At 56.6% G+C, this 23,875-nt stretch carries 34 protein-coding genes and 1 tRNA gene; 18 read left to right on the top strand and 17 right to left on the bottom strand.

From position 1 onward, the window contains the following. Position 1 precedes the first annotated feature (1 nt). The 6 genes from DXY29_RS05495 to DXY29_RS05470 form a co-directional block, all read right to left on the bottom strand. A complete protein-coding gene (locus tag DXY29_RS05495) occupies positions 2-598 on the bottom strand; it encodes a heme-copper oxidase subunit III (RefSeq protein WP_115023577.1) in 597 nt (198 codons plus the stop codon). Positions 599-602: 4 nt separating this feature from the next. Beyond that, positions 603-2,291, bottom strand: a complete 1,689-nt coding sequence (locus tag DXY29_RS05490; protein WP_115023575.1) for a cbb3-type cytochrome c oxidase subunit I — start codon at positions 2,289-2,291, stop codon at positions 603-605. An 8-nt stretch (positions 2,292-2,299) separates the two neighbouring features. Next, complete coding sequence (locus DXY29_RS05485; protein WP_115023573.1) at positions 2,300-3,235, bottom strand: cytochrome c oxidase subunit II; 936 nt, start codon at positions 3,233-3,235, stop codon at positions 2,300-2,302. Then, a complete protein-coding gene (locus tag DXY29_RS05480; RefSeq protein ID WP_115023571.1) occupies positions 3,232-3,852 on the bottom strand; it encodes a DUF2231 domain-containing protein in 621 nt (206 codons plus the stop codon). Before DXY29_RS05480 ends, DXY29_RS05485 begins: the two co-directional genes overlap by 4 nt. Then, the gene (locus DXY29_RS05475) at positions 3,849-4,349 is read right to left on the bottom strand and encodes a DUF2231 domain-containing protein (protein ID WP_115024278.1); all 501 of its coding nucleotides are present in this window, start codon (positions 4,347-4,349) and stop codon (positions 3,849-3,851) included. The genes DXY29_RS05480 and DXY29_RS05475 overlap by 4 nt, the downstream gene beginning before the upstream one ends. A gap of 112 nt (positions 4,350-4,461) precedes the next feature. Continuing rightward, a complete protein-coding gene (locus DXY29_RS05470; RefSeq protein WP_115023569.1) occupies positions 4,462-5,547 on the bottom strand; it encodes a calcium/sodium antiporter in 1,086 nt (361 codons plus the stop codon). An 83-nt stretch (positions 5,548-5,630) separates the two neighbouring features. Between DXY29_RS05470 and DXY29_RS05465 the strand changes: the two genes are divergently transcribed. The 3 genes from DXY29_RS05465 to DXY29_RS05455 are packed head-to-tail and all read left to right on the top strand — an operon-like array spanning position 5,631 to position 8,596. Continuing rightward, positions 5,631-7,280: a SulP family inorganic anion transporter gene (locus DXY29_RS05465; protein WP_115023567.1), complete on the top strand. Its 1,650-nt coding sequence runs from the start codon at positions 5,631-5,633 to the stop codon at positions 7,278-7,280. Next, on the top strand, positions 7,273-8,319 hold the full coding sequence (gene pyrC, locus DXY29_RS05460; RefSeq protein ID WP_115023565.1) for a dihydroorotase: 1,047 nt from the start codon (positions 7,273-7,275) through the stop codon (positions 8,317-8,319). Before DXY29_RS05465 ends, pyrC begins: the two co-directional genes overlap by 8 nt. After that, positions 8,294-8,596 (top strand): thioredoxin family protein, encoded by a 303-nt coding sequence (locus DXY29_RS05455; RefSeq protein ID WP_115023563.1) that lies wholly within the window; start codon positions 8,294-8,296, stop codon positions 8,594-8,596. The genes pyrC and DXY29_RS05455 overlap by 26 nt, the downstream gene beginning before the upstream one ends. A 7-nt stretch (positions 8,597-8,603) precedes the next feature. Here DXY29_RS05455 and DXY29_RS05450 read toward each other — a convergent pair. After that, positions 8,604-8,692 (bottom strand) — tRNA-Leu (locus tag DXY29_RS05450). A 39-nt stretch (positions 8,693-8,731) separates the two neighbouring features. Here DXY29_RS05450 and DXY29_RS05445 point away from each other — a divergent pair. The 3 genes from DXY29_RS05445 to trpA are packed head-to-tail and all read left to right on the top strand — an operon-like array spanning position 8,732 to position 10,191. Continuing rightward, positions 8,732-8,983, top strand: coding sequence for an NAD(P)H-quinone oxidoreductase subunit L (locus DXY29_RS05445; RefSeq protein WP_115023561.1), 252 nt, complete (start codon positions 8,732-8,734; stop codon positions 8,981-8,983). A gap of 1 nt (position 8,984) precedes the next feature. Further along, complete coding sequence (locus DXY29_RS05440; protein WP_115023559.1) at positions 8,985-9,341, top strand: DUF3007 family protein; 357 nt, start codon at positions 8,985-8,987, stop codon at positions 9,339-9,341. 34 nt (positions 9,342-9,375) lie between these two features. Next, positions 9,376-10,191, top strand: coding sequence for a tryptophan synthase subunit alpha (gene trpA / locus DXY29_RS05435; RefSeq protein WP_115024276.1), 816 nt, complete (start codon positions 9,376-9,378; stop codon positions 10,189-10,191). A gap of 105 nt (positions 10,192-10,296) precedes the next feature. Here the strand turns inward: trpA and DXY29_RS05430 are convergent, their stop codons facing one another. Next, complete coding sequence (locus tag DXY29_RS05430) at positions 10,297-10,668, bottom strand: AbrB family transcriptional regulator (RefSeq protein ID WP_115023557.1); 372 nt, start codon at positions 10,666-10,668, stop codon at positions 10,297-10,299. Positions 10,669-10,765: 97 nt separating this feature from the next. Here DXY29_RS05430 and DXY29_RS05425 point away from each other — a divergent pair, with 97 nt between their 5' ends. Further along, positions 10,766-11,035 carry a YciI family protein gene (locus tag DXY29_RS05425; RefSeq protein WP_115023555.1) on the top strand — a complete coding sequence of 90 codons (270 nt, stop codon included), beginning with the start codon at positions 10,766-10,768 and terminating at the stop codon, positions 11,033-11,035. On the opposite strand, the gene DXY29_RS05420 is transcribed toward DXY29_RS05425, so the two are convergent. Together DXY29_RS05420 and DXY29_RS05415 are read right to left on the bottom strand one after the other, a co-directional pair. Beyond that, positions 11,011-11,367: a c-type cytochrome gene (locus tag DXY29_RS05420; RefSeq protein ID WP_371411065.1), complete on the bottom strand. Its 357-nt coding sequence runs from the start codon at positions 11,365-11,367 to the stop codon at positions 11,011-11,013. The genes DXY29_RS05425 and DXY29_RS05420 overlap by 25 nt on opposite strands. A gap of 19 nt (positions 11,368-11,386) precedes the next feature. Further along, on the bottom strand, positions 11,387-11,620 hold the full coding sequence (locus tag DXY29_RS05415; RefSeq protein ID WP_115024272.1) for a DUF3136 domain-containing protein: 234 nt from the start codon (positions 11,618-11,620) through the stop codon (positions 11,387-11,389). An 89-nt stretch (positions 11,621-11,709) separates the two neighbouring features. On the opposite strand from DXY29_RS05415, the gene DXY29_RS05410 reads away from it, so the two are divergent. After that, positions 11,710-12,231 carry a Nif11 domain/cupin domain-containing protein gene (locus DXY29_RS05410; RefSeq protein ID WP_115023553.1) on the top strand — a complete coding sequence of 174 codons (522 nt, stop codon included), beginning with the start codon at positions 11,710-11,712 and terminating at the stop codon, positions 12,229-12,231. Positions 12,232-12,716: 485 nt separating this feature from the next. Here the strand turns inward: DXY29_RS05410 and DXY29_RS05405 are convergent, their stop codons facing one another. The 5 genes from DXY29_RS05405 to DXY29_RS05385 all read right to left on the bottom strand — a co-directional run bounded on the left by DXY29_RS05405 (position 12,717) and on the right by DXY29_RS05385 (position 15,218). Then, positions 12,717-13,208, bottom strand: coding sequence for a phosphate-starvation-inducible PsiE family protein (locus DXY29_RS05405; protein ID WP_115023551.1), 492 nt, complete (start codon positions 13,206-13,208; stop codon positions 12,717-12,719). A 5-nt stretch (positions 13,209-13,213) separates the two neighbouring features. Beyond that, positions 13,214-13,459: a hypothetical protein gene (locus DXY29_RS05400; RefSeq protein ID WP_115023549.1), complete on the bottom strand. Its 246-nt coding sequence runs from the start codon at positions 13,457-13,459 to the stop codon at positions 13,214-13,216. 40 nt (positions 13,460-13,499) lie between these two features. Beyond that, positions 13,500-13,820, bottom strand: a complete 321-nt coding sequence (locus DXY29_RS05395) for a hypothetical protein (RefSeq protein WP_115023547.1) — start codon at positions 13,818-13,820, stop codon at positions 13,500-13,502. 37 nt (positions 13,821-13,857) lie between these two features. Continuing rightward, positions 13,858-14,223, bottom strand: coding sequence for a YkvA family protein (locus DXY29_RS05390; protein WP_115023545.1), 366 nt, complete (start codon positions 14,221-14,223; stop codon positions 13,858-13,860). Between the two features lie 68 nt (positions 14,224-14,291). After that, a complete protein-coding gene (locus DXY29_RS05385) occupies positions 14,292-15,218 on the bottom strand; it encodes a sigma-70 family RNA polymerase sigma factor (RefSeq protein WP_115024271.1) in 927 nt (308 codons plus the stop codon). 180 nt (positions 15,219-15,398) lie between these two features. On the opposite strand from DXY29_RS05385, the gene DXY29_RS05380 reads away from it, so the two are divergent. Genes DXY29_RS05380 through DXY29_RS05370 form a run of 3 tightly spaced genes read left to right on the top strand, consistent with a single transcriptional unit; the run spans position 15,399 to position 17,258 of the window. Next, entirely contained in the window at positions 15,399-15,890 is a 492-nt protein-coding gene (locus DXY29_RS05380) for a DUF2214 family protein (protein WP_115023543.1), read from the top strand. Continuing rightward, positions 15,890-16,555, top strand: coding sequence for a peptidase (locus DXY29_RS05375; RefSeq protein WP_115023542.1), 666 nt, complete (start codon positions 15,890-15,892; stop codon positions 16,553-16,555). Before DXY29_RS05380 ends, DXY29_RS05375 begins: the two co-directional genes overlap by 1 nt. A gap of 46 nt (positions 16,556-16,601) precedes the next feature. Beyond that, positions 16,602-17,258 carry a L,D-transpeptidase gene (locus tag DXY29_RS05370; protein ID WP_115023540.1) on the top strand — a complete coding sequence of 219 codons (657 nt, stop codon included), beginning with the start codon at positions 16,602-16,604 and terminating at the stop codon, positions 17,256-17,258. Here DXY29_RS05370 and hisIE read toward each other — a convergent pair. Then, positions 17,255-17,923, bottom strand: a complete 669-nt coding sequence (gene hisIE / locus DXY29_RS05365; protein WP_115023538.1) for a bifunctional phosphoribosyl-AMP cyclohydrolase/phosphoribosyl-ATP diphosphatase HisIE — start codon at positions 17,921-17,923, stop codon at positions 17,255-17,257. The genes DXY29_RS05370 and hisIE overlap by 4 nt on opposite strands. 66 nt (positions 17,924-17,989) lie before the next feature. On the opposite strand from hisIE, the gene DXY29_RS05360 reads away from it, so the two are divergent. Together DXY29_RS05360 and DXY29_RS05355 are read left to right on the top strand one after the other, a co-directional pair. Further along, positions 17,990-18,460, top strand: a complete 471-nt coding sequence (locus tag DXY29_RS05360) for a 6-carboxytetrahydropterin synthase (protein WP_115023536.1) — start codon at positions 17,990-17,992, stop codon at positions 18,458-18,460. Positions 18,461-18,561: 101 nt separating this feature from the next. Beyond that, complete coding sequence (locus DXY29_RS05355) at positions 18,562-19,215, top strand: tetratricopeptide repeat protein (RefSeq protein ID WP_115023534.1); 654 nt, start codon at positions 18,562-18,564, stop codon at positions 19,213-19,215. Positions 19,216-19,331: 116 nt separating this feature from the next. Here DXY29_RS05355 and DXY29_RS05350 read toward each other — a convergent pair whose 3' ends face one another. After that, entirely contained in the window at positions 19,332-20,312 is a 981-nt protein-coding gene (locus DXY29_RS05350; RefSeq protein WP_136987725.1) for a hypothetical protein, read from the bottom strand. Between the two features lie 563 nt (positions 20,313-20,875). Between DXY29_RS05350 and DXY29_RS05345 the strand changes: the two genes are divergently transcribed. The 5 genes from DXY29_RS05345 to DXY29_RS12990 all read left to right on the top strand — a co-directional run bounded on the left by DXY29_RS05345 (position 20,876) and on the right by DXY29_RS12990 (position 23,851). Further along, positions 20,876-21,520 (top strand): hypothetical protein, encoded by a 645-nt coding sequence (locus DXY29_RS05345; protein WP_170952130.1) that lies wholly within the window; start codon positions 20,876-20,878, stop codon positions 21,518-21,520. A gap of 99 nt (positions 21,521-21,619) precedes the next feature. Continuing rightward, positions 21,620-22,036 (top strand): hypothetical protein, encoded by a 417-nt coding sequence (locus DXY29_RS05340; protein WP_136987723.1) that lies wholly within the window; start codon positions 21,620-21,622, stop codon positions 22,034-22,036. A gap of 241 nt (positions 22,037-22,277) precedes the next feature. Then, positions 22,278-22,943, top strand: coding sequence for a hypothetical protein (locus tag DXY29_RS05335; RefSeq protein ID WP_115023527.1), 666 nt, complete (start codon positions 22,278-22,280; stop codon positions 22,941-22,943). 42 nt (positions 22,944-22,985) lie between these two features. Beyond that, positions 22,986-23,489 (top strand): hypothetical protein, encoded by a 504-nt coding sequence (locus DXY29_RS12995; protein WP_136987722.1) that lies wholly within the window; start codon positions 22,986-22,988, stop codon positions 23,487-23,489. Further along, the gene (locus DXY29_RS12990) at positions 23,489-23,851 is read left to right on the top strand and encodes a hypothetical protein (RefSeq protein ID WP_136987721.1); all 363 of its coding nucleotides are present in this window, start codon (positions 23,489-23,491) and stop codon (positions 23,849-23,851) included. Before DXY29_RS12995 ends, DXY29_RS12990 begins: the two co-directional genes overlap by 1 nt. Positions 23,852-23,875 lie beyond the last annotated feature (24 nt).

Raw genomic sequence — 23,875 nt, 5'->3', positions numbered from 1 at the left:
ATTACTGCCAGACGTAGATCAGAAGGAAGAGAAGAATCCAGATCACGTCGACGAAGTGCCAAAACAGGCTCACCGCAGCGACGCCCATCTCGCCTTTGTCGTAGTTCCCTGGGACGAAAGAACGCGCCAACATCAGTCCCATCAGCAGGATGCCGGTGATGACGTGAAGACCGTGAAAGCCCGTCAGCAAATAGAACAATCCTCCGAACACACCGCTGCTGAGGCTGAAGCTGAGCTCCGACCATTCGAGGTATTGGCCGTAAACGAAGTAGGAGCCCATGGCCATGGTGAGCAGCCAGACCGCGCGGAAGCCCCAGAGGTTGCCCTTGTGCAGATATCGCTCGGCGGCATAGGCCACGAAACTTGAGCTCACCAAGACCACGCTGTTGATCAGGGGCATGCGCACCTCCAGCCCCTCGACGCCGTCCGGTAGCCACTGCGGAGCTGTGAGCTTCAGCACCGCGTAGCCGGCGAAGAAGGCGAGGAAGATGACGCTCTCAGAGCAGAGGAAAATCACAAAGCCGGTCATGTTGTGGCCGTCGTGCTTCACATGCCCGGGTGTGTGATTGAGCTGCAGGTCGGGATTGACGCTGGTCATCGGTTCAGGCCTCCTGGGAACGGCGCACGTAGAACTCCTCGTCCTCAACGAGGGGGTGCCCGAGGCCGTAGCCATAGGGCTCACTGATCACGGTGGGGATGTCGTCTTCGAAGTTTTCGGCCGGGGGCGGTGAGGGCAGCAGCCATTCCAGGCCGATGGCTCTCCAGGGGTTGGGGGGAGCCTGCGGCCCCCGGGCCCATGAGCTCACCATGTTGAGAATGAAGGGGATGGAGGCGACGCCGAGCATGAAGGCGCCGATGCTGCCGAGCACGTTCCAGATCGCGAATTCAGGGTCGTAGGACGCGACACGACGAGGCATGCCAAGTAGTCCAGCCCAGTGCAGAGGTAACCAGTTGAGCGTGGCACCGATGAAGGTGAGCACGAAGTGAACTTTGCCGAGCCCTTCGTAATACATCCGGCCCGTGAATTTGGGGAACCAGTGGTAAATCCCGGCGAAGACCCCGAAGCCGATCGTGTTGAAGATTACATAGTGGAAGTGGGCCACCACGAAGTAGGTATTGCCCACGTGAATGTCGATCGGCACGGTGGCCAGCATCACGCCGGTGATCCCGGCGAAAATGAAGTTAAACAAGCCACCCAGGCAGAACAGCATCGGTGTGTTCAGGCGCAGATTGCCCTGCCAGAGCGTTCCCAGCCAGGCGAACACCTTTACCCCTGTGGGAACGGCGATCAGCATCGTGGTGAACATGAAGATATGGCGCATCCAGTTCGGCGTGCCGGTATAGAACATGTGGTGGGCCCACACGATCAGGCTGAGGAAGGTGATGCCGAAGGAGGCGATCGCCACGAATCGATAGCCGAACAGTGGCTTGCGGGCATACACCGGGAAGAGTTCGGAGAAGATGCCGAACACCGGCAACACCAGCACGTATACAGCTGGGTGGGAATAGAACCAGAAGAAGTGTTGAAACAACACCGGATCACCGCCGCCTTCAGGCCGGAAAAAGCTGGTGCCGAAGCTGAGGTCGAACAGCAGCATCACCGCACCTCCGGTGAGGGCCGGCAGCCCCACCAGTTGGATGGTCTGGGCGGCCCAAGCGGTCCAAACAAACACCGGCATCTTGAAAAAGCCCATGCCTGGAGCCCGCATCCGGATGATCGTCGTTACGAAATTGACGGCACCCATGATTGAGGAGATGCCTGACAACGCCACCGCCAGGATCCAGAGGAACTCTCCATTGATGAAGTGTCCCAATGGGTTCTGCAGGCTCATCGGTGGGTAGGACCACCATCCCGATGACGCCGGCCCACCGGGTGCGAAGAAGCTGCCCATCAACACCGCTGCAAACACGGGCACCAACCAGAACGCGGCAGCATTGAGCTTCGGGAACGCCATGTCTGGCGCGCCGATCATCGTGGGGATCAACAGATTGTTGAAGCCATTGAGGATCGGAAAAAGGAACAGGAACAGCATCACTGTTCCGTGCATGGTGTAGAGGCCGTTGTAAACGCTCGGATCCACCAGATCCGCTGGCGGTGTGATCAGTTCACCCCGCACGATCATCGCCAGCAGTCCTCCCACCAAGAGGAAGAACAACGACGTGGCGATGTATTGGATGCCGATCACCTTGGCATCGGTGTTGAAGCTGAAGAAGCGCTTCCAGTTATCCGGGGCCCCTGGGACGGGGTGAGGAGCCTTGAGGATGCGCGGGTCGTAGTTCGTGGATGTCATGGCGCGTCTCAGGCGTCGTGGGGGATGGAGGGATCGCCGGGGTCGTTCACCATCGGGGCAGGCGCGGGGGGCACCGTTGCCCAGCCCTTGTCGCCTCGACTGAGACGTCGGTCGTACAGCGGTCGCCCTGGATCGAGGCCGGGTTGTAGTGGCTTTTGGGCTGTGGCTTTCAGCCAGCCGTCGTAGGCCTGCTCGGATTCGACGATCACGTCTGTCTGGTTCTGGGAGAAGTAGGCGCCGCTGAACATGGCGTCCCTCAACCGGAACCTCCCCTCCTTGGTAGGCGTGAGGCTGTAGGAGATGATGCTGCCGGGGATGATGTCTTGCTTCAGTCGAAAGGCCGGCACAAAGAAGCTGTGCAGCACGTCTTCCGAGATCAGCCTGAGATTCACCCGTTGATCCACTGGGATGTGCAGTTCTGAACTGCGCACGCCGCTGGGGTAGACGAACTCCCAGCTCCACTGGCGGGCAATCACATCGATTGGTCCGATGTCCGCGGTGGGATCGACTGCAATGAGGGCGGTGGGATCGGTGCCGATGGCGTACTTCTGCTTCGGACCAAGGGTCTGAAGCTTCATGTTCACGTTCATCGTGTAGGTGGCGATCACGAAGACCGTCACCAGAGGAATGATCGTCCAGATGATCTCGAGTTTGGTGTTGCCCTCAATCGGCGCACCGTCGCTCTCGTCGTATTTGCCGGCTCTGTTGAACAACAGAACCCAGCCCATGACACCGGTGCAGCCAAAGAAAATGAAGGAGCCGATGCCGGTCTCCAGGGCGAATAGATCGTCGACGTAGGACGCTGCGCTGGAGGCCTGCGGTGGGAACCAGCTGTAGGACCATGTCGCCATCAGTTTGGCGATCACAAGATTGATCGCAACAGCGATGCTGATGATCACGATGGCGCCGATGTTCGGGCCGTTCTTGGGGGCGGTGGTGGTCATGGCAATGCCTCCTGCAGATCGGCACCGGAAGCCAGTAACTGGTCTGCGGTGATGTGCACCCCGAAGTCACTGGCCAACCAGGCGCCAAGGCTTCCGTGCAGGCCCATGACCAGCAGCATGGCGGTGCCGCAAAGCAGATACAGCCAGGTCACCTGACGGCCCAAGTCCTTGCGCCAAACAAAACGTTGGTAACCCCGCCAGATGGCCATGGCCACGATCACCAGCAGAATCGCGACGCCACCGATGGCATGCCAGAGCATCGTGTCGATGGCGGTCTGGCCGAGGATGCTGCGAATGCCCGGTAATGGAACCGCCAGCAGCATTTCGTAGAACCCCGCTGCCACGGTGAAGAAGCTGATGCCGCTGCAGGCCACGAGGTTGTACCAGCCCACGTCGTGGAAGCCGCTGCGGGTGACTGGTAGAGCAAGAAAGCGGAACACCCGTTTTTCCAACGGGTAGAACGCACCGGCGAAGTCGAAGGCGATGGCGATCGCAAACAACCCGATGGTCAGGTGCACCAGGTTGGGGTGCAGCGGAATCGCGTAGGGAAGGTTGTTGGCGCCGAGGGAGTCGGCAATGTCGTTGATCGGCGATGCGATCGCGGCGAAGAGCGTCACGAGACCACTCCCTGACGGATGGCTTCAACCACGGGGACCGTATGCAGCCCGTAAACCCAGACCAGCTTGTCTCCGAGGTACACCTGCGTGATCACGAGACCCGCCAGCACGACGTCAAAGATGAGAAAGCCCCTGGGCAAGATCGCTGGGTCTTTCTGCCGGGCGACGTAGCGCCAGCTTGTGAGCAGGGCGAGTACACCAGCGAGGGACCAGCCGATGGTGCTGTGGATGTTGAGGATGTCCCGGGACGCGCCATAGGGATTGGCGAGACCGGCTTCCACCTGGCCGAAGATGATGGCCACGAAGATCGCAACGGTGGCGACGATCAGGTTCCAGAAGCTCACCTCAAACAGGTTCTTCTTGCCGCTGATCACACCAATGACGTCGAACACGACCGTGATCAATGCCATCGCGATCACGAAGTGAACAACGATGGGATGGATGACGTCGATCCAGGGAAGATTCTTGTCGTTGAGCGGGGGAAGCAGCTCAAGCATCGGCAAGCCGAGCATCATCTGCCTCAAGGATGAACACGGCTAATCAGAGGGTCATCCCTGGATGAGGAAATACAACTCCATCCGTCTCATCACGGGGAGCACTCGGATGCCGCTAGGTCCTCGTTCTCCAGAACACCAAGGCCTGGGTCATGATCACGATCATCACGATCGGCAGCACAAGACAGAGCATCAACAGCCGAAATTCATCCGACCAACTGGCCAGAGTTGTTCTCGGTAGAACGTTGTCAACGATGTAGAGAATGTACAAACCCAGCAACAGCCCCCCTTCCAGTCGGCTGATCCGTCCGCGCGTCCAGAAGATCGGCATGCAGGCCAGGCTCGTTAGCAACATCACTGGCAGGTCGTCCTGAATCAATTCGGGGCTGACCTCCAGCCCACGGCCAGCGGCGACCAAGGCTCCTCCTCCCAGCACCAGCAGCAGGTTCAGCAAGCAGCTGCCCACCACATTGCCGATCGCCAGATCGGTGCGCCCCCGCAGGGCGGCAACGAGGGAGGTGATCAATTCCGGCATCGAGGTTCCGGCTGAAACGATCGTCAGACCGATCACCGCCTCACTGACTCCCAGGTAGGTGGCGGCTGACGTGGCTCCGCTCACCAGCACCCGTGATCCGATGGTGAGGATGCCAATGCCCCCGAGCAGTCGCAGGACGGCCAGGGTCCAACCGCCGCTCGCCGCGTCCTCTTCGATGTCGGGTTCAGCGCTACCGCTGTCGTCCGGTTGTTCACGGGCGGTGCGGATCTCCCAGATGGTGTTGATCAAGAGTCCCAACAGCAACGCCAGGCCCGCTTGCCAGGTGACCCGTCCTGCGGAGGCCATGCCCCAAACCGCCGCTGAGATCGCAATCATCAGGGGGACGTCCCGCCGCACCAGTCGGCTTTCGACACGCAACGGCAGAACAAGGGCGCTGCTGCCCAGCACCACCATCACGTTGAAGATGTTGCTGCCCACCACATTGCTGACGGCGAGGGCGTCAGCCCCTTGCAGCACTGAACTGAGGCTGACGAACAGTTCTGGCGCGCTGGTGCCCAGTGAAACCACTGTGAGCCCGATCACGAGCTGGGGAATGCCGAAGATCACCGCCATGGCGACGGCCCCCTGAACGAACAGCTCTCCGCCGCCGAACAGCAGCCCGATCCCCAGCAGCACTTCGATCGTGGCCTGTACAAATTCAGGCATGGGGAGGGATCAGTTGTGTGAGGGGATTCTGCTTTGTCGTGACTCCACTTAATGTCAGGCGCTGCGGTTCAGTGCCAGAACTTTTGTTGAATCGGATTTCCACAAGCAATCTGCGCGGTGACGCCTTCGGTGGCGTCACCGCCGCGGTGATTGCCCTTCCGATGGCCCTGGCCTTCGGGGTCGCCGCAACGGGCGACCCAGCACCGGGACTTTGGGGAGCCGTGATCATCGGTTTGGTGGCTGCCGTCTTCGGTGGCACACCCACCTTGATCTCTGAACCCACTGGTCCGATGACCGTGGTGTTCACCTCTGTAATCCTGAGCTTCACCGCCACGGCTCCGGACAAGGAAACCGCCATGGCCATGGCCTTCACGGTGGTCATCCTGGCGGGCCTGTTTCAGATCCTCTTCGGCGTGTTCCGTCTGGGTCGATATGTCACCCAGATGCCCTACACGGTGATCTCCGGCTTCATGTCGGGGATCGGAGCCATCCTGGTGATTCTCCAGCTGCCGGCCTTCCTCGGTCAGACCGCATCGGGCGGGGTCATGGGGACCTTGTCCAATTTGCCCGGGTTGATCGCTGGCGTGCAGCCGATGGAGCTGGCTCTGGCCTTGATCACCGTCGCGATCCTCTGGTTCACCCCAGCGAACGTCAAGCGTTTCTGTCCGCCGCAGCTCCTGGCTCTGGTCTTGGGAACGGTTCTGTCGCTGACCTTGTTTCAAGACGCTGGCCTCAAGACCATTCCGCCCTTCAATGCCGAGCTCCCCAGCCTGCATGTGCCCACCTTCTCTGGAGGGCAGCTGCGCTTGATGTTCGTTGATGCGGCTGTGTTGGGCATGCTCGGGTGCATCGATGCGCTGCTCACCTCCGTGGTGGCCGACAGCCTCACCCGCACCGAGCACAACTCGAACAAGGAACTGGTGGGCCAGGGACTGGCGAACATCGCCTCGGGTGTCTTCGGAGGGCTCCCTGGGGCGGGCGCCACCATGGGCACCGTGGTCAACATTCAGGCTGGCGGACGTTCGGCCCTCTCTGGAATTGTCCGAGCGGGGATTTTGGTGGTGGTTGTTCTGGCCGCCGCTCCCCTCGCCTCCACGATCCCCCTTGCTGTTCTGGCGGGGATCGCCCTGAAGGTGGGTATCGACATCATCGACTGGGATTTCCTTCAACGGGCCCATCACCTTTCGGTTAAAGCTGCGGTTATCACCTACGGCGTCATTGCGCTCACGGTGTTGGTGGATCTGATTACTGCGGTGGGGATTGGCGTCTTCGTGGCCAACGTTCTCACCATTGATCGGATGAGCGCTTTGCAGTCCAGAAAAGTGAAAACGATCAGCACCGCCGATGACGATGTGGAGCTGACTGAAGAGGAACAGGTGTTGCTGGATCAGGCCTCCGGCAAGGTCCTGTTGTTTCAGCTCGCCGGCCCAATGATCTTCGGTGTGGCGAAAGCGATCGCTCGCGAGCACAACGCCATCGGCAATTGTCAGGCGGTGGTCTTCGACCTCTCAGAGGTATCCCACCTCGGGGTCACCGCTGCGATCGCTCTCGAGAATGCGGTTAAGGAAGCGATAGAAGAAGGGCGCAGGGTTTACCTGGTCGTTGCAACGGGAAGTACAGAAAATCGGCTTCAGAAGCTCAAGCTGCTTGATCGTGTTCCCAAGAGCCACATCAGCGCCGATCGCCTCGTGGCCTTGCGTCTTGCCGTCAATGGTTTGGCGCTGAATGACTGATCAGATTTCGATCATCGCTCCGGATGATTGGCATGTGCATCTCCGTGACGGCGAGATGCTCACGCATGTTGTGGCCCATACAGCCCGTCGTTTTCGTCGGGCGATCGTGATGCCCAATCTGCGCCCTCCGGTGACCACCGTTGCTTCGGCGCGGGCTTACCGCGCGCGTATTCAGGCCGCGTGTCCCGCTGATCTGGAGTTCACGCCGTTGATGACGGCCTACCTCACCGACTCGATCGATCCCTCCGAGCTCGAGACTGGCTTTAGAGAGGGAGTGTTTGCCGCTGCCAAGCTTTATCCCGCCAACGCAACCACCAATTCAGCAGCTGGAGTGACGGATCTGCTGCAGATCGATCCAGTGCTGGAGACGATGGCCAGGATCGGCATGCCGTTGCTGATCCATGGAGAGGTCACGGATTCCGATATCGATATTTTCGACCGTGAGGCGGTCTTCATTGAACGCCATTTGGCACCCCTGAGGGTTCGTCATCCCGAGCTGAAGGTTGTGTTCGAGCACATCACCACCGAGCAGGCTGTGCAGTACGTCAGCTCCGCGGATCACCATCTCGCGGCCACGATCACCCCCCACCATCTGCATATCAACCGCAACGCGATGTTTGCCGGAGGGTTGCGCAGTGACTTCTACTGCCTTCCCGTCGCCAAGCGGGAAGGTCACCGTCAGGCCCTACGCCGGGCTGCCACCAGCGGTGACCCCCGCTTCTTTCTTGGCACTGATACGGCACCTCACGAGCGGGCCTCAAAAGAGAGTTCCTGCGGTTGCGCCGGCATTTTCAATGCGCCCTTCGCTTTGGAGAGCTACGCCCAAGTCTTCAATGAAGAGGGTGCCCTTGCCCATTTAGAAGCATTCGCCAGCCTGAACGGGCCAGCTTTCTACAACCTGCCAGCCAACAGCAGCCGCATCACGTTGCAACGGCGTGATCATCTTGTGCCGGAACTTGTGAATGGACTGGTTCCTTTCCATGCTGGAGAGATCCTCTCTTGGGCCGTCGCCGATGCACCTGATCAAGTTCAGCTCTGAAGACTGCGGAACCTGTCACCGCATGAGTCATTACGACGGAAAAGTGGCGGAGGAACTCGGCTGCAGCTTTATCTCAGTGATGCTGCAGGACACCGAGATGTACCGCAAATACCGCAAGATCCTGCTCAAGCAGTACCCCAACAAGGAGGGTATGGGGTGGCCGACCTACCTGCTGGTGAGCGATCCCGATGGCGATTTCTCTATCAAAGGGGAACTCAAGGGCGGTATGCCCAAGGGAGATTTCCGCACCAAGCTCGCCGAGTTACTGCCGTCTTGAAAGCGGGTGGTGGGGGCAGGGGGACTTGAACCCCCACAGGCCTTTCGGCCCAAACGATTTTAAGTCGCGTGCGTCTACCGATTCCGCCATGCCCCCGCCCAGACATCTTAGATTTCCCTCAGCTGTCCTCAGGCCTTGGACCTCTCGTCCCTGCTCCATCAAGTCCCACAGGACACACTGCTGGTTCTTTTGGCCTACGTCGTGCTGGGCGGTTTGTACCTCGTGGTCATTCCGCTGGCCCTTTTCGCCTGGATGAATCAGCGCTGGCATCAGATGGGCAAGCTGGAGCGTCTGGGGATTTATGGGATGGTCTTCTTCTTTTTCCCGGGGATGATTCTTTTCGCTCCGTTCCTCAATTTCCGTCTCAGCGGGCAGGGAGACGTCTGAATTGACGCGAGGAAAGGTTCTTCTGATCGGACTTGCCGTCCTTCTGCTGGGAGGAGTTGGGCAAGTGGGCTTTCAAGCTGCGGGCTTTGAAGGTTTCTCGGCAGGGATTGCTGCCCAGACATTGTTGGTGGTGATCGTTGTGGTCTGGACGAGTTCCTACCTGTTTCGGGTTGTGACCGGCCAAATGACCTATATGAATCAGCGGCGTCGCTACCGCGAGGTGTACGACAAGCAGGAGGCTGACGCACTTCAGGCTCGTTTTGACGCTCTCCCAGAGGAGGAGCAGCAGGCGCTGTTGCGCAAGATCGGAGCGGATGCCTCGGTTGCTTCGGACGGTGACGCTCCCGCCGACTCATAGGCTTTCGAGGTTTGTTCCTGGTCGGTTGACCGAGATGCCCAATCAGCAGTCCTCTTCCATCGCCCAGCGCTTTGAGCAGCTGAAGCAGGACGGTCGCCTCGCTCTGATGCCGTTCCTGATGGCTGGCGACCCTGATCTCTCTGTGACCGCTGAAGTGCTCCTCAGCCTGCAAAGTGCCGGGGCCGACATGGTGGAACTGGGGATGCCCTACAGCGACCCTCTCGCTGATGGACCGGTCATTCAGGCCGCCGCTTCCCGGGCCCTTGCCGCTGGAACCACGCCCAAGGCGGTTCTGGACATGCTGCGGTCCTTGAAAGGGAAATTGCAGATTCCCGTCATTCTGTTCACTTACTCCAATCCGCTGCTGAATGTGGGAATGGAGGCGTTCTGCCAGTCCGCAGCGGAGGCCGGTGCGGCGGGGCTGGTGGTGCCTGATTTACCTCTCGAAGAGGCGGAGCGGTTGTCGACAATTGCAGAGCGATACGGATTGGATCTCGTGCTTCTTGTTGCACCCACCACACCCAAAGATCGAATGGGTCGGATTGCGACATGCAGCCGAGGTTTCACTTATCTGGTGAGTGTCACCGGTGTCACCGGTGAGCGGGCCCAAATGGAAAGCAGAGTTGAAGGGTTGGTCCAGCAGCTGAAACAAACCTCACCCGTTCCTGTCGCCGTTGGTTTTGGAATTTCAGGCTCTGAGCAGGTGCGCCAGGTTCGTGGCTGGGGTGCCGATGGAGCGATTGTGGGAAGTGCGCTTGTGAAAAGGATGGCTGCAGCATCTCCTGGCGAAATCGCTCAGGAGGCTGGTCGTTTTTGCGCTGAATTGCGCGTCGCTGCTGATCAGCCTTAGTGGCCTCCATCACGCTGATGGCATGAAAAAACCCCGACGATGGTCGGGGTTGAAAAGGTCTCGACCAGAGAGAGAACACTTGTGCTCTCAGCACCTGTGGCTGCATCACTCTTCGTCTTCGTCGCTTTCACCAACAGGCGTCAAACGAATTTGCTTGCGGCCTAGTTTGATTTCAAATTCATCTCCAGGCGTGAGGTCAAGAAGAGCCGTATACGCCTTGCCGATCAGCAAGTTGCCGTTGCCTTGCACTGTGGCCACATAGCTGAGCTTGCGGCCACCTTTGCCGACACCGCCAACACCGCCGGTACCAAGACTGACGCCTTTGGCGTCCAAGAGGGCTTCGTAGAAAGCTGTGAAATTCAGACGTTCGCCACCATCCTTTTTATGGGACACATAGCCACAGGCACGAACCAGATCAGACTTGCTGACATCACCCAGGTCTTTGACTTTATTGAGAAGGTCGCTCCCAGTGAGCATCGCTTTCGTGAGAAATCAACCTTCACAACATAGCGTTTGGTCAATCCGCTATGCCATCCTTTTTACTGAAAAGTTCTTCGGTATTTCATCTTTTGCTATGGCACGTTTCGTCTTGTGGGGCACTTACTGCACGGATGCTCTTGTGAAGCGTGCTCCCTATCGAGATGAACACCTTGCTCGTCTTCAGGATCTTAAAAAGCAGGGAATGCTTGTCACTCTTGGGCCCACTGAAGGAAGCACCCACGTTTTCGGAATCTTCGAGGCAGACGACATCTCCGTCGTGCGCAAGCTCGTTGAGGACGACATTTATTGGAAGCAGGGAATCTGGACGGCTCTCGAGGTTTATCCCTGGGTCCAGGCGTTCTGAGCCTGCATCAGGATCCATTCCGCCACAAGCTGATCACCATCCGTCCCGAGAACGTCTGCGTAACCGCTCATCTGGCCTCGCCCTTCACGGGCGATGGCTGCGATGGCGTCCACCGTTGCGATGTGATCACGCTCGAGGGTCTTCAGCTTCAGGTTTTTTCCACGGCGAATGATGTTGCCGCCGTTGATGTGGCATCCCGCGCAGTGCTGTTCGAACAACACCGCTCCTTGCTGGGCATCTGGAACGGCAGCGGCAGTGGCTTCAGCTGTTCCGAGGCTCAGCAGCAGCAGCAGACATGCACCAATGCAGTAGCGCAGGACATGGCTCAGCACAGGGATGTTGTGGCTTCGATCAGTCTGCTTGAGCAGGTGATGCCTCCCTTTGGTACCGCTGAATCAGTTCGTCTGGAGAGCGGTAATCCTGAGGAAGGGAGCTGTGCAGTCTTTGCAGGTAATCCCAGCAGACAGTCCGGCGAATGGCGTCTAGGTCGCGTCCATCCGCGACAAGGCGTCTCAGGGCCAAGCAGTAGGTGGAGAAGCCTGCTTCCAGATCGCTGATGGTGAGAGCCTTGGTTGCAGAAGGCATGAAATAGATCGTCAGGATCTTCTGACTTTTGCGCCCATCCCTGAATTGGTCTGTTGTCAGGATCACTATTGAAGCTGTGTGGTCCCTCCATGGCGGAACAGGATCTGATCCGTTTCCTCAGCAAGATCTCCCAACTTCAGTCCCTTGCGGAGCGTGTGCAGCAGGACTCCAGCAGTCGTCAAAAGCTGGCGGACTGTGCTGACCACAATCAGGTTGTGCAGCTCGCCCAATCCTGGGGATTCGACATTGGTCGACGCTGGGGAGAGCGTGACCATGGGCAGGGGGGGGACGCCAATCTGCTGGTGACCCCTTGCCCACCTCCCGGGGAGGAATCAATGCGGGTGCTGGCGTCCGCCGAGACTTGGAGATTGATGCTGATCGCATCGAATGACTACCGATCCCCCAGCGACGAATGGATGGATCAGTCCGAACACGAATGGGTGCTTGTCCTGCGGGGTAGCGCCTGTGTTGCGCTGGAGAACCCCGATCGGATTGTGGATCTCAGCCCTGGAGATCATCTTTCACTTCCGCCCCATCAACGCCACCGGGTCGAGCGCACGGACCCTGATCCTGGAACGCTCTGGCTGGCCCTGCACTGGGATGCCCCTTAAGTCTGTTCAGGCACGCCATTCCCAGGATGGGGTGTTCCGGCCCTAAAAGGCAATGAGCACGACAGCTGATTGCCGTTGCCGTTATCGCTGACGAGAGTGTGTGTATCGAGATCGGAGGAGCCCATGACGGCCGACACTCCACCTGAGCAAATCGCAGAAGCAGACTGACTTTCTGGCCCCTGCTCCAACAGTTTCCACCCATTCGGAAGCAATTCGTCTGGCGCGACAATGAAGAGCGTCAAGCCAGTCGACTCTCCTCTGCATCGTTCGGAGGTGCCCCGCAGGAGAGTTGCTTCACACCTGGACCCCATGGCCCCAGGGTGCCTTGAGCCAGACGCTTCGACCTTTCCTGTCTCAGTTCCATTGCTGGAGGAGATTTCCCAAGGCATCAGACACTGAATATGAGGTCGATTGCAATGCGCAAACGAGCGAGTTAGGCCGTCTTTCCAGCGGGAGGGGCGGCCTTCCTCTTTGGCCGACAGCCCTCAGTCTTGGTGTTCAAGTTTGCTGGCAGACCCACGCCCAAGCCGTGTCTTCGTGGGAGTTGCATTGGCACGTTTGACCAACCAGTAAGCGGCGGAGAGAGAGACGACAGCGATACCTAGACCAACCAAAAGTTGGGGTTTATTTTCAGCACCTGAAGGCAGCACGATCACTTTCCTGGCCACTGCGGTGAGAGCAGTCACCAGGACCAGTTCGATCTGCACCACATGGCGGCGTAGGTAACTGGTGATGTTTTGCAGCACCTCCAGGGCGATCAAAACGGTGAGCAGATCGCCGAGGATCTTGATGAGATCGTCGCCTAACCACGTCGCCGCTGATCCAGTCAGCAGTTTGGAGCCCAGAGAAATCATCAGTTGGATGATCGCTGCAGCGATCACAACAGAAGTGATCAGGGTCAGAAGTCGGGCGACCTCGCGCTCACCAGCATCAACAAAACCAAGAAACGTTCTCTTCGATCGGGTGGGTCCGCTCACGGGTCTCAGTCGTTGAAGGGGTTGTAGTAGGGCCGTGCTTTGGTGTTGCTGGCCGGGTTAACTACTTTGGTGTCACAGGTCATCGAGCCGTCTTCTGCAGTGACGCAATTCGTGGCCTCGATCTTGCTGTCTTTGCCTGTTGCGCTGCCAGGTCCCCTCAGCCAGCCTTCTGTCTGGGCCAGGGCAGACGAAGCGCCGCATACCGACATGGTCAAACAGAAGGAGGCACTAAGGAGTTGTGTAGGCGTCATCGGAGCGATGTCTGAGCCACCACTTTGCCCGTGATGTCCCTTAATCGGAGCAGTCGTCTCGAATTTCCTGCAAAAGCAGATCAAGTTGACCGAAAGGATCCACCTCTGCTGCTGCGACGCCGTTGTTGTCTGCTGATGGCTGGCCATGCCATTCGGCTTCGACGCTGCAGAGCCGATCAGCCAGTCCGGACAGTCCGCGCAGTTTGTGTTCTCGTTCCAGCACCTCCAGCAGTGCGGGCATTCGGGTCGACACGGCGCGCAGGTTTCGCCGCAGGTCGGCCTGCGAACGCCCCTGGTGTTTCAACCAATCCTTCAGCAGCAGGGTGAGATCCGCTTCAAATTCAGGGGTCCAGCCAGTCATCAATCAGCAACTCAGTTCAGCGATTCAGTTCAGCGATTCAGTGCGCAAGGGGAAACCATCGATCCAGTTTGCGGCGAGCTCGCATGCGGATCGACGGGGTGACGTGATTGCTCCAAAGTCCCACCATTGCTGAGAGCGCGACCAAATCATCACTGAAACCTGCCACAGGCAGCAGGTCGGGAATGAGATCAGCTGGCATCAACAGATAACTCAGGGCTGCGAGCATCGTCAGTCGCGCTGCTGAGGGAGTCTCTGGGTCAAGCATCAACTCCAGAGCTTCCAGGGCAGGGGCGGCAAGACCCCTGCCAGCCCGCTGCAATAGCCGGCGCAGCAGGCTCTCGTCGATGACTTCCCGTTCAAGCACGTCGGCTTCAACGGTGGTTCGAGCTGCATGGTTGGTCATGCGGAGGGAGCCAGATTGCTTCACTCTCACCACATCAGCTGCAAAGCGCTAGCTGTGTGAGCCGATGTTCAGAGTGTGGATTCCACGAGTCCGTTCTGAATTCCGGTCTTGCGCAGTTTGCGCAGGGCCCGCTGCACCACCTGACGGCAATATTCCCGTGAACAGTTCATGTGGCGAGCCACTTCTGCAAGGGTGCGCCATTCGTTGGTGCCATCCAGCCCGAAGCGCAAGGTCACGACGGTGTGCTCTTTCGGGGTGAGATTGGCTTTGGCCAGCAACGACCAAACCGAGGCTGTGCGCTCAGCGATTTCGGCCCGTTCCATCGGAGGCAGCTCCTCGCTGGGCAGCACGTCCACCAGCTCTGAGGGATCGGATTTCGATTTCACAACCCCCTGCAGGCTGACGGTGACGCTGCGAAGTTCACAGGCCAAGAGGTCTTCCACTTCAGCGATGGGGATCTCCATGAACTCCGCCAATTGTTCCCCGGTAGGGCTCAGGCCATTCCTCTGCATCAAGCGCGCCTTGGCCGCCCGCAGCTTGGTGAGCTTTTCGTTCACATTCACGGGAATGCGAATTGTGCGGCTTTGGGTGGAGAGCGCCCTGTTCAGGCCCTGACGGATCCACCAATAGGCATAGGTCGAAAAACGATGGCCGCGGGTGGGGTCGTATTTCTCCACAGCACGGGTCAGCCCGAGTGTTCCCTCCTGAATGAGATCAAGAAGATCCAAGCCTTTGCCCTGATAGCGCTTCGCCAGATTGACAACCAGGCGAAGGTTTGAGGTGATCATCTGATTCTTGGCCCGTTCTCCACGGCGAATCACTCCTTTTTCTTTATCGCTGTACTCACATGCTGGGCCATTCCCGCCAGCAAGATGACAGCGTTCGGTGATGGCAACCATCGCTTGAACCTTCCTCCCCATCATCAGTTCTTGCTCTGGGGTGAGCAGCTGATGGCGACCAATTTCGCCGAGAAAAGCACTCAGAGAACTCGTCATCATGACGATACGGCTGAATTGAACCTAGAACCAAAGTGTTTTTTTCTGGCGGTCATAATAAAGACTCCCGAATTAACACTTTTTGCGTTATTACACTCTTTCTTCCTGTTGATGAAGTGAATCTTTCATTGTTAATTCAATTGGGTGGCTAAGGTCGCCGCACCTTCTGTTGCTACGCCAATGCCCCTGGCCGTCGCTCTCACGTCCGACATCGCCAAAAACGCTGGCGTTGCCTACGTTCACTACCTCAGTTTCATGCTCTGTTTCGGTGCCCTGGTGCTGGAGCGGAAGCTGATCAAAGCCAATCCGAATCGCCAGGAAGCGACGGCGATGGTGATCACCGACATCGTTTACGGCATTGCTGCCCTGGCTCTGTTGGTGAGTGGCATCCTGCGGGTGATCCACTTCGGCCAAGGTGCCGAGTTCTACACACAGAACCCTCTCTTCTGGTGGAAGGTGGGCCTGTACCTCTCCGTCGGTGGGCTGTCGCTCTACCCCACGATCACCTACATCCTTTGGGCGATTCCCCTCCGCAAAGGTGAACTGCCAAAGGTGAGCGAGGCCCTGGCGGGTCGTCTGGCCTGGATCATCAACATTGAACTTGTCGGTTTCGCCAGCATCCCCCTGATGGCGACGTTGATGGCCCGTGGAGTCGGTCTGCCCGCCGCCTGATGCAACCCGACCTCTGCCCGCCGCAACAACAGGTTCGAACGCTGCAGGTTGCCCTGGAACGTCAGGCTCCAGGCCAGCGTCCAGGCTATGCCTCCTCCATTGCAACCACCTCCTTGGGGCCTCCGGTGTTGAAGCACTGGTGCATATGGGTTCAGCCCGCAGCTGCCACACCGGCCAACCGTTGGGATCAACGCTGGCTGGATGGGGTGTCCTCGGCGCTGACCACCTGGGGTGCATTGGTTCCACTCACGCTGGTGGACAGTCCGAAAAAGGCCAATGTGCTGATTCATCGGCAGCGTCCGGCCCGTCGCCAGGTGGCAGGGGTGTGGCGGGCCAGCAACGGACGCACACAACTTCAGGTTGTGGATGCTCAGCGCAGTGGCCGCCGAAGGCTTGAACCTCAAGTGAAGGTGATGGTTTCCCCCGGCTTGCGGGCTGAAGCACTGCAGGCCACGGCCTTGCACGAACTTGGCCATGCCTTCGGGCTCTGGGGCCACAGTTCGGTGCCCACCGATGTCCTGGCGATCAGCCAAGGCGAACGTCCAGTGTTGGTGCCATCGGAGCGTGATCGCCTCACGCTGGACTGGGTGATGCAGCAGCCCTCCCGATTCGGTTCGACGATTCGACAGTCCATCCAACCGGCCGAATCTGAATCACTGGAGTGACGTCGCCATCCGGGCGCGGCATGCTGCCTTCAGTCGTGATCGATGTGTGGACCTGCTCCGTTCTTTCGTGATGGCAGGCTTGATGGCGAGCCTCGTGGGGTGCCGCTCTGACACCGGCACCTCCTTGCAGGACCCTCAGGTTCGGGAACCGATTCGGATCCAGCTGAACGGCAGCAATCCAGCAGCCAGTGAAGGTGTTTTGGATCGTGCTGAGGGACCCTTGCGCTTCACCGTTGGCCATGGTCGCCATGGCATCGGTTGTGAAGGCACCACCTTTGAAGAGGGCGTCACACCGCTCGGAACGTTTCAGGTCAACGCCATCCTCAGCAACGACCGCTTCGAGATGGACCCCTCACTGGTGGAGCAATCCGGAAAAACGGAGGAGGAGCTGCGCGAAACCCTCTTCAGCAACATGAACTCCATCGACTTCAAAGGCGATGGGGAAACCGGTGAGTACGGCATCGGCTACATCAGCCTGGCTCCGGTGCCGGCAACCGAGCAGCCCTTTCGTTTCAACACCTACGACGGCGTCTTCCGCTGGTACAGCTTCGCCATTCACGGCACCAACGACGAGACCCGGATCGGTAAGGCGGTGACGGGAGGGTGCATCAATGCCGGACAGCTCACCATGGGGGTGTTGTTGGACACCGTGAAGCTCGGCGATGACGTGGTGATCAGCAGCGACAGCCCCTGTCTGCCTTAGTGGCGGCGCGGGGCGCCGCGGCGCGCTGCCAGCACTTCCTGCACCTGCCGCCAGCTCACGCCGTGATGGGCCAGGGCCACTTGCATGTGGAAGACGATGTCCGCAGCCTCGCCAGCGATTTCGGCGGCGTTGTCGTCTTTGCAGGCCATCACGAATTCAGCACTCTCCTCACCGATTTTTTTGAGGATGCTGTTGTCTCCACCCGCCAGCAGCTTGTTGGTGTAGCTGCCTTCCTCCGGCTGCTTTCGTCTCCCCTCGATCACTCGGAACAGTTCGGTGCAGGCATCCGTTGGCGGCGCTAGAGCCTCGGCTCCACCGGCCGTTCGGGCATCGCTGTTTTCGTAGAAACAGCTTCGGGAGCCGGTGTGGCAGGCCACATCTCCAGACTGTTCCACGGTCACCAGCAGCACGTCGGCATCACAGTCGTAGCGGATCTCCCGCATCGTCTGGATGTGACCGCTTGTGGCCCCTTTGTGCCAGAGCTCCTGGCGTGAGCGGCTCCAGTAATGCACCTCACCGCTGCGCAGGGTGGCTTCAATCGCGTCCCGGTTCATCCAGGCCACCATCAGCACGGCCCCATCCAGCCAGTCCTGGGCCACAGCTGGAATCAGCCCCGCTTCGTTAAAACGGAGTTGGTCAATGAAGGCGGGGCTGAGGGGCTGCATCAGGCCTCGGACATTCGGGCAACGCCTGAATCTTCCCGCAGCGTGCTCCATTCCGCGTTTCACCCCTTGCTCGTTTCTCCGACCCCCTACAGCTGCAGCAAAGCCTTCAGCGGCTATCCCTGCTGTCACCGGCAGTGGCGCCACCAGGGCCATTGCCGCTTCGTGCATGGGTACAGCCGCAGTTTCAACCTCTGGTTCGCCGCAACGGAGCTGGATGCCTGCGGGTTTGTTGTTGATTTCTCCAGCCTGCGCCCCTTCGAACAACGCTTGCGGCAGCAGTTCGACCACACTTTTCTGGTGAATGCAGACGATCCCCTGCTGGCGGAATGGCAGCGGCTGCACGACCTCCAGGCCATTGATCTCCGCGTGATGGAGAACGTGGGCATGGAGGCAACGGCGGCTTTGATCTGGACCTGGGCCAACGAGCTGCTGCAGGAGCGGGACAGTGGCCGCACCTGTTGCTATGGCGTGGAGGCGCGGGAGAACAGCAACAATGCGGCTGTTTACCAATCAACGCCTCCTTGGTTCATGCCTTAGCGGTGGGGGCTTCTGTTGCGAGCTCGCTGGATGGCTAGCAATTTCCCATCCTGTTAGTAAAATTACTCACAAAGCTTTTGCAGCAAACACTGAGTCGAACAATGACCGTCGCCTCGTTTGCCAAGAAGGTAGTGAAATTCAAATTTAAAAAAAGACTATCTTTAATTCTTTTTTGTTTCTTAGTCGAAGCTCATTTGGCCAACGCCTCTCCAAGTGTTAACGGCAAATATTCAAAAGTTGATCTTTATCTTGATCTCGGGCAGACCCAAAAAGCGGCGTCCTTAATGCGCAATTTCAAGGACAAAAGAGATCCCAGTTATCATTATTATCAGGGCCGCATCGCATCAATGTTCAAGCAGAACCAGCAATCTATTCAGCATTTTCAGAAGGCCATTAACTTGAATCCAAAGCATGCAAAAGCTTTTGCAGCGATGGCTCTGGTGAAAGGCCGGATGGGTCAATTTCAAGAGGCGTTGAATGATCTTGATCGAGCTATCGCTATTGACCCTGGCTATGCCAAGGCCTACTCCAATCGTGGTGTCACCCGTGGCGCTTTGCAGCAGAATCAAGCTGCCATCAGTGATTTCAGCCAAGCCATTCGCTTGGATCCCCGCTTGGCAGATGCTTATCGAAATCGAGGGATCACACGGGAAATGACTGGTGACTTAAAGGGTGCTTGCGCCGATTGGAAAATTGCGAGTGCCCTAGGGCAGGAGGGACCAGGGCAATGGTTCGCGGCTCAATGTAAATCTTGAGTTGGCTGCTGCATGAAATTCTTTGCCTCTAGATGATAGACCCAATTATCTGAAGTTTTTGAGCAAAAAAAAGCCCTCTCGCGAGGGAGGGCTTGGGTTGAATTAAGCGTAAGACCTTATTGAGCCGGAGCTGTGGTTGTTCCACCGAACGACTGAATGAAGGCTGATGCCGTCTGGGACTGCGACTGGTTGGCCAAAGACACTGTGCTCAAGCTGGCTCCAGCTGAACCCTGTGCAGTGGATGTCGAGCCAGAAGCGGTACCACTACCTGCACCAATATCTGTGGTGAAGGTCGAACCGCTAGCAGCGACGATGTCGGCATCTGAACCGATGCCATTCACCGTCACGTTGCTATTGGAGTACTTGCTGGCCCCCGCAGATGCGCGGGAGTAAGCGGAGTTGTACTCGGCGTCGTATGCGGCTTGCCAGTCAGCTTCGGATGCGAACGAATAATTGCCGCTCGAGCTGTCATAGCTATTGCCGTATTTTGCTTCGGCGCTAGCTGATGCACTTGCTTCCCAGTCTGCAGCTGCCCCTGAGGCGTTGGATCGGCTGTACTCAACCGTTTTGAAAGCGCCACTGATGGTTCCATCCGATGTCGAGCTCGACTCGGTGGACTTGACCTGAGAGTATGCGTTTTGGTATTCGGCGTTGTACTCAGAGTTGTAAGCGGCTTCGTATGAAGCTTGGGAGTCATACGTGGTGGTTTGACCAGCACGATTCTCGTACTCGCGACCGTACTCCCACTCGCTTTCCCAGCCGCGGCTGCTCATCGCGCTCCGTGACACATCATGCGCACGGGTGCTGGTGGCTGTTTTCGATTGCCCAGCGCCGGAGGTGCCGATGGTCTGCGACATGTTGGACGTGGTGTCCAGATTCAAAGTCGCTGTCGACGTCACTGCATATTCAGGAGTCGATGAGGTGGAAGCGTTGACGCCAAGGCTTGTGGCGGAGCCCACCTGGAAGCTGTTGTTGGTGCCCAGCGAGTTGTTGAACTGAGCGGTGCCGCTGCCACTGAAGGTCAGCGTGCCAGGAGCGGCAGCATTGATGTTGAACATGTCGGCTTTGGCAGGGCTGCTGCCGAGGGCGACGGCCACTGCGCTGGAAAGCGCTGCAGCCAATAGAAGTGGTCTTCTCATGGGGTTGCAACCAATTGAGAGTGTGCTAGCGCATATACGCCAACACATTCACATTAGACCTGGCTTGCCGATTAAAAGAGCGCAGGTATACCTAATTTTGGAATATGCGTGATTTGCATGTTCATTGCGCTACCAAAATTTCGGAACATGTTATTTCCGCTACAAGACAATTTTTAACATGCGTGATGCGCATAGTCTTAGTGTTCATTTGGATACTAAATTGCCAATTAAGTTCCTCGTGATACGGAAAGTCTGTCGAATACTTGGAATATGCGTTAATCGCATGCTCGTTTTGGTACTGAATCGTCGAAAAATGTCCATTTTGCTACAAAAAATTTTATGAATATGCAAGATCCGCAATGTTGCCATTGTTCGATTGAATACCAAATTGCCAATTAAGTTCTTTCTGATACAAAATATTGATCGAAGGCCTGATTAAGGCCAAATACACAACGGATTTTTGCTCAGTGTGTGTATACGATTGAGTCGTAGGTCTAAGGGCTAGCCAAGTGGAAATCCCATTGGTTGATTTTCAGCGCTTATCTATTGCTACTGCAATTGCTGCAGCAAGCTTGGCTTTTGCGCCTACTTCGCAAGCCCAAACAGCACCAGATCTTCCACCAGAGCAGCTAGCGGGGCCCGGCCAATCGGTCACCATCAATGTGTCCAACGGCTCCAGAGCAACCCTTTCGGTTGGAACGAGCAACGCATTTGGCGTGACATCCAGCATGAGCGGCATGTCGGGAACGGTTATTGAAAGCAAAGCTTCCTTAAAGCCACTTGAAGGCAAAATCTCCACGGTTCTGGGCGCATCAGCTGAAGAGGGGGGCGTACCTTCGATTGCGGCTGACATCAAGAACGTTCGCACCGTGGGCGGCGGCACCACCAACTTCAACAGTGCGGGAGGGACGACAGGAAATGTCGATTCCGTCGACGAAGCTCAGTTTGCTGAGGGCAGCACAAGCCTGACTGGTATGTCGTCAGCATTCGACATGACCCTTGACCCTGCTGTAACGTCCTTCAACACATCGCTAACCAACTCAGGCGACGCCAGCGATGCAGCCACCAACGTGTCCAACGCATCTGCTGCAGCCAATGTGAACAGCAACATCAATGTTGATATTTCGAACACATCTTTCAGTAGCGCATTCTCTCAGAATTTCTAAAGCGGGATACTCAGTATGTCCCGAACTAAATACAATTTATTAATAATATTGGTCTCGATTTTTGGGCTCTTTTTTAGCGCCAGGACATCCGCCCAACAAATGAATAGAATCTCTGGAAGCTCCGCAAGAGATTTTCAAATTTCAATTACAAATTCGTTTGGTGTACGGAATTCAATTGACACCAACAGCAACGTACGCACAAAGAACAGTGCAACAGTGAATCTGCTACCCGGCAGCTATATTGACGACGCTTTTGGAGACAGCAAAGGCAATGCGAACGCAAACTTCACCGTGACTCCAGGGGGAGGGAATATGAGCATCAACGGGATTCAATCGAGGAATGTTTTTCTTTTTGGACCTGGCACAAAATTCACATCCGAGATGGAATCCATAGAGAATCCTGACCCTTCAAAACCCATCAAGGGCACAGCCTCATCGATGGCGGTTCACGAACTGAATATTAAAGTCCAACAACAACAAAGCGCCTTCACAAGCAGCTTCAGCCAAAACTTCTAAGCCAAATAAATAATAATAAAATCAGCTCGGCACTGCAAAAATAAAGCCAAAAGCCCTACAAGAAGGGAATAAATCGCAAGAGCCAACAAGAACAATACGCAATTAGATTTTTGTATCAGTTATTACCATTTAACAAGACGACTGCATTCATAACCGCCGAAACACTCGAGATGAGCACAAAGCGGAATTGGTTGCAAGGACGTCAGCACTGCCATAAAATCACAGGAAATACAATTGTGCAGTGTCTTACAAGCTTCACAGGCGAAACCATATCTTCACTTTGCACGCCTTATTGTTGATTGCGATTAATTTTTTGTGCGCTTTTAACCAGCATGCCAACGCAGAAGCGACCAATAACAATACAACCGTAAGCAACACAGCAGCCCCCGCAGCCTCCTCAGTCACCACGGGGGGAACCAATATTAACTACCAAACCAACACAGCGTTTAACAATGATTTTGGCTATGGGCCTGGAATTATTTGCAGAACGCCATCGCTCTATATGCTCACTAATGCGGGAAAAGTAAATACTGATAATTTTGACGAGTTCACTTTCAACGGATCCCGAAATAAATCGTTTAACGGAACCGTAGGAATGACCATTCCCTTTGGCTCCAGCGCAATCGAAGATTGCAAAACGATGGCGCGTCAAATAGCAAAAGATCGGGTGATATCAACACAACTTTCTCTGATCAAGACGTGTGTCTCATTGGCAAAAGACGGAATCGTTGTTGACCCCGTCAAATTCCCCGCCCTCAAAAAATGCGTTATAGAAGAGGGTGAGCCCATGATCACAAAAAATGGCATGGTGCGGTCCCTCTACGCTCATGGAAAAACTTCCCCTAAGTCAACGACCAATTCGAAACCTGCCGGAATTGCCAAGACTCCACGCTTGTCAACCGACTAATCCACGTCAAGATCAATCCAGATCAAACATTACAACTTAACGGTGCGAGGTCTTTGTTTCCTTATTTTTCTGCTGTTCAACCCAGCTGTCAGCTTCTCTGAAGCATCTGCCAATCCTACGCAGACGGTTTACTGCATTGGCAACCATGATGCGACAGGAGCCTGCTGGAAGGCAGGAAGTGGGGAAGATCAAAAACTCGGCTGTTTAATTACGTCATGGCCCATCGTTGAATGCCAAAGCATTCCAGAGAGTGAAGAAAAAACAGAAAATTATGAATGCTTGGCTCTTCAAAACACTGGCATTGTTAATCAGATTTCCTTGAGCTGCCAATCTCTAAGCAACAACGCCGCTGATGAAAAAATAGATTCCAACAACCTAGGTATACCCCAATCGACTCCTCAGCCTGAGTCAACAAGCACACCCGATGCAGCTGATCAGTCAACAGTGCTAGAACTGCAGAACAATGCACCCAATGTCTTCCAGCCAGGCTTGAATAACTCAACATTTGGCGTGGAGCAGCCCAAAGACTTCAAGGATGCTTTCTGATGAACCATTACCTGAAGACTGCAGCCATCACACTCACGTCGGGAGCTCTTATGGTTTGTGGAGCTGCTGTCGATGCTCCACACGCTATTGCAGGCTGCATGCCGAGCGATCCATTAGGACACAACCGTTTCAACATCTGTCCTGAGGGATTTGCCTTTTCCTTCACGCAGAACTTCGACCATCTCAATCATGTTCGCGGGGAACTGATGATCGGGGATCCCGTACAACCTGGTGTTCCAGGACGCTCCGTAGAAAAAATCAACGGTTTTTACACAGGTGTCCAAATGAGCGGGGGAACCGTGCGCGTCACTTCAACAGAAGGTGAAACGGTCATACATAACGGTAAGCCCAGCCGTAAATAAGCCCTAAAAGACACCGTTAGCTTC

Source organism: Synechococcus sp. UW69 (assembly GCF_900474185.1).
Classification (GTDB): domain Bacteria; phylum Cyanobacteriota; class Cyanobacteriia; order PCC-6307; family Cyanobiaceae; genus Parasynechococcus.
The sequence above is the reverse complement of the archived record's forward strand: the minus strand, read 5'-3'. Positions and strand labels throughout refer to the sequence as shown.

What these genes read in the sequence shown, in the direction of transcription:
- pyrC (WP_115023565.1), top strand. Translation starts at nt 7,273, where the DNA reads ATGACTGATCAGATTTCGATCATCGCTCCGGATGATTGGCATGTGCAT.
- DXY29_RS05400 (WP_115023549.1), bottom strand. Translation starts at nt 13,459, where the DNA reads ATGACGCCTACACAACTCCTTAGTGCCTCCTTCTGTTTGACCATGTCG.
- DXY29_RS05385 (WP_115024271.1), bottom strand. Translation starts at nt 15,218, where the DNA reads ATGACGAGTTCTCTGAGTGCTTTTCTCGGCGAAATTGGTCGCCATCAG.
- hisIE (WP_115023538.1), bottom strand. Translation starts at nt 17,923, where the DNA reads ATGCAGCCCCTCAGCCCCGCCTTCATTGACCAACTCCGTTTTAACGAA.
- DXY29_RS05430 (WP_115023557.1), bottom strand. Translation starts at nt 10,668, where the DNA reads ATGCTCACTGGGAGCGACCTTCTCAATAAAGTCAAAGACCTGGGTGAT.
- DXY29_RS05415 (WP_115024272.1), bottom strand. Translation starts at nt 11,620, where the DNA reads ATGCCTTCTGCAACCAAGGCTCTCACCATCAGCGATCTGGAAGCAGGC.
- DXY29_RS12990 (WP_136987721.1), top strand. Translation starts at nt 23,489, where the DNA reads ATGAACCATTACCTGAAGACTGCAGCCATCACACTCACGTCGGGAGCT.
- DXY29_RS05340 (WP_136987723.1), top strand. Translation starts at nt 21,620, where the DNA reads ATGAATAGAATCTCTGGAAGCTCCGCAAGAGATTTTCAAATTTCAATT.
- DXY29_RS05380 (WP_115023543.1), top strand. Translation starts at nt 15,399, where the DNA reads ATGCCCCTGGCCGTCGCTCTCACGTCCGACATCGCCAAAAACGCTGGC.
- DXY29_RS05455 (WP_115023563.1), top strand. Translation starts at nt 8,294, where the DNA reads ATGCACCTGATCAAGTTCAGCTCTGAAGACTGCGGAACCTGTCACCGC.
- DXY29_RS05425 (WP_115023555.1), top strand. Translation starts at nt 10,766, where the DNA reads ATGGCACGTTTCGTCTTGTGGGGCACTTACTGCACGGATGCTCTTGTG.
- DXY29_RS05475 (WP_115024278.1), bottom strand. Translation starts at nt 4,349, where the DNA reads ATGCTTGAGCTGCTTCCCCCGCTCAACGACAAGAATCTTCCCTGGATC.
- DXY29_RS05490 (WP_115023575.1), bottom strand. Translation starts at nt 2,291, where the DNA reads ATGACATCCACGAACTACGACCCGCGCATCCTCAAGGCTCCTCACCCC.
- DXY29_RS05395 (WP_115023547.1), bottom strand. Translation starts at nt 13,820, where the DNA reads ATGACTGGCTGGACCCCTGAATTTGAAGCGGATCTCACCCTGCTGCTG.
- DXY29_RS05485 (WP_115023573.1), bottom strand. Translation starts at nt 3,235, where the DNA reads ATGACCACCACCGCCCCCAAGAACGGCCCGAACATCGGCGCCATCGTG.
- DXY29_RS05355 (WP_115023534.1), top strand. Translation starts at nt 18,562, where the DNA reads ATGACCGTCGCCTCGTTTGCCAAGAAGGTAGTGAAATTCAAATTTAAA.
- DXY29_RS05390 (WP_115023545.1), bottom strand. Translation starts at nt 14,223, where the DNA reads ATGACCAACCATGCAGCTCGAACCACCGTTGAAGCCGACGTGCTTGAA.
- DXY29_RS05410 (WP_115023553.1), top strand. Translation starts at nt 11,710, where the DNA reads ATGGCGGAACAGGATCTGATCCGTTTCCTCAGCAAGATCTCCCAACTT.
- DXY29_RS05470 (WP_115023569.1), bottom strand. Translation starts at nt 5,547, where the DNA reads ATGCCTGAATTTGTACAGGCCACGATCGAAGTGCTGCTGGGGATCGGG.
- trpA (WP_115024276.1), top strand. Translation starts at nt 9,376, where the DNA reads ATGCCCAATCAGCAGTCCTCTTCCATCGCCCAGCGCTTTGAGCAGCTG.
- DXY29_RS05495 (WP_115023577.1), bottom strand. Translation starts at nt 598, where the DNA reads ATGACCAGCGTCAATCCCGACCTGCAGCTCAATCACACACCCGGGCAT.
- DXY29_RS05375 (WP_115023542.1), top strand. Translation starts at nt 15,890, where the DNA reads ATGCAACCCGACCTCTGCCCGCCGCAACAACAGGTTCGAACGCTGCAG.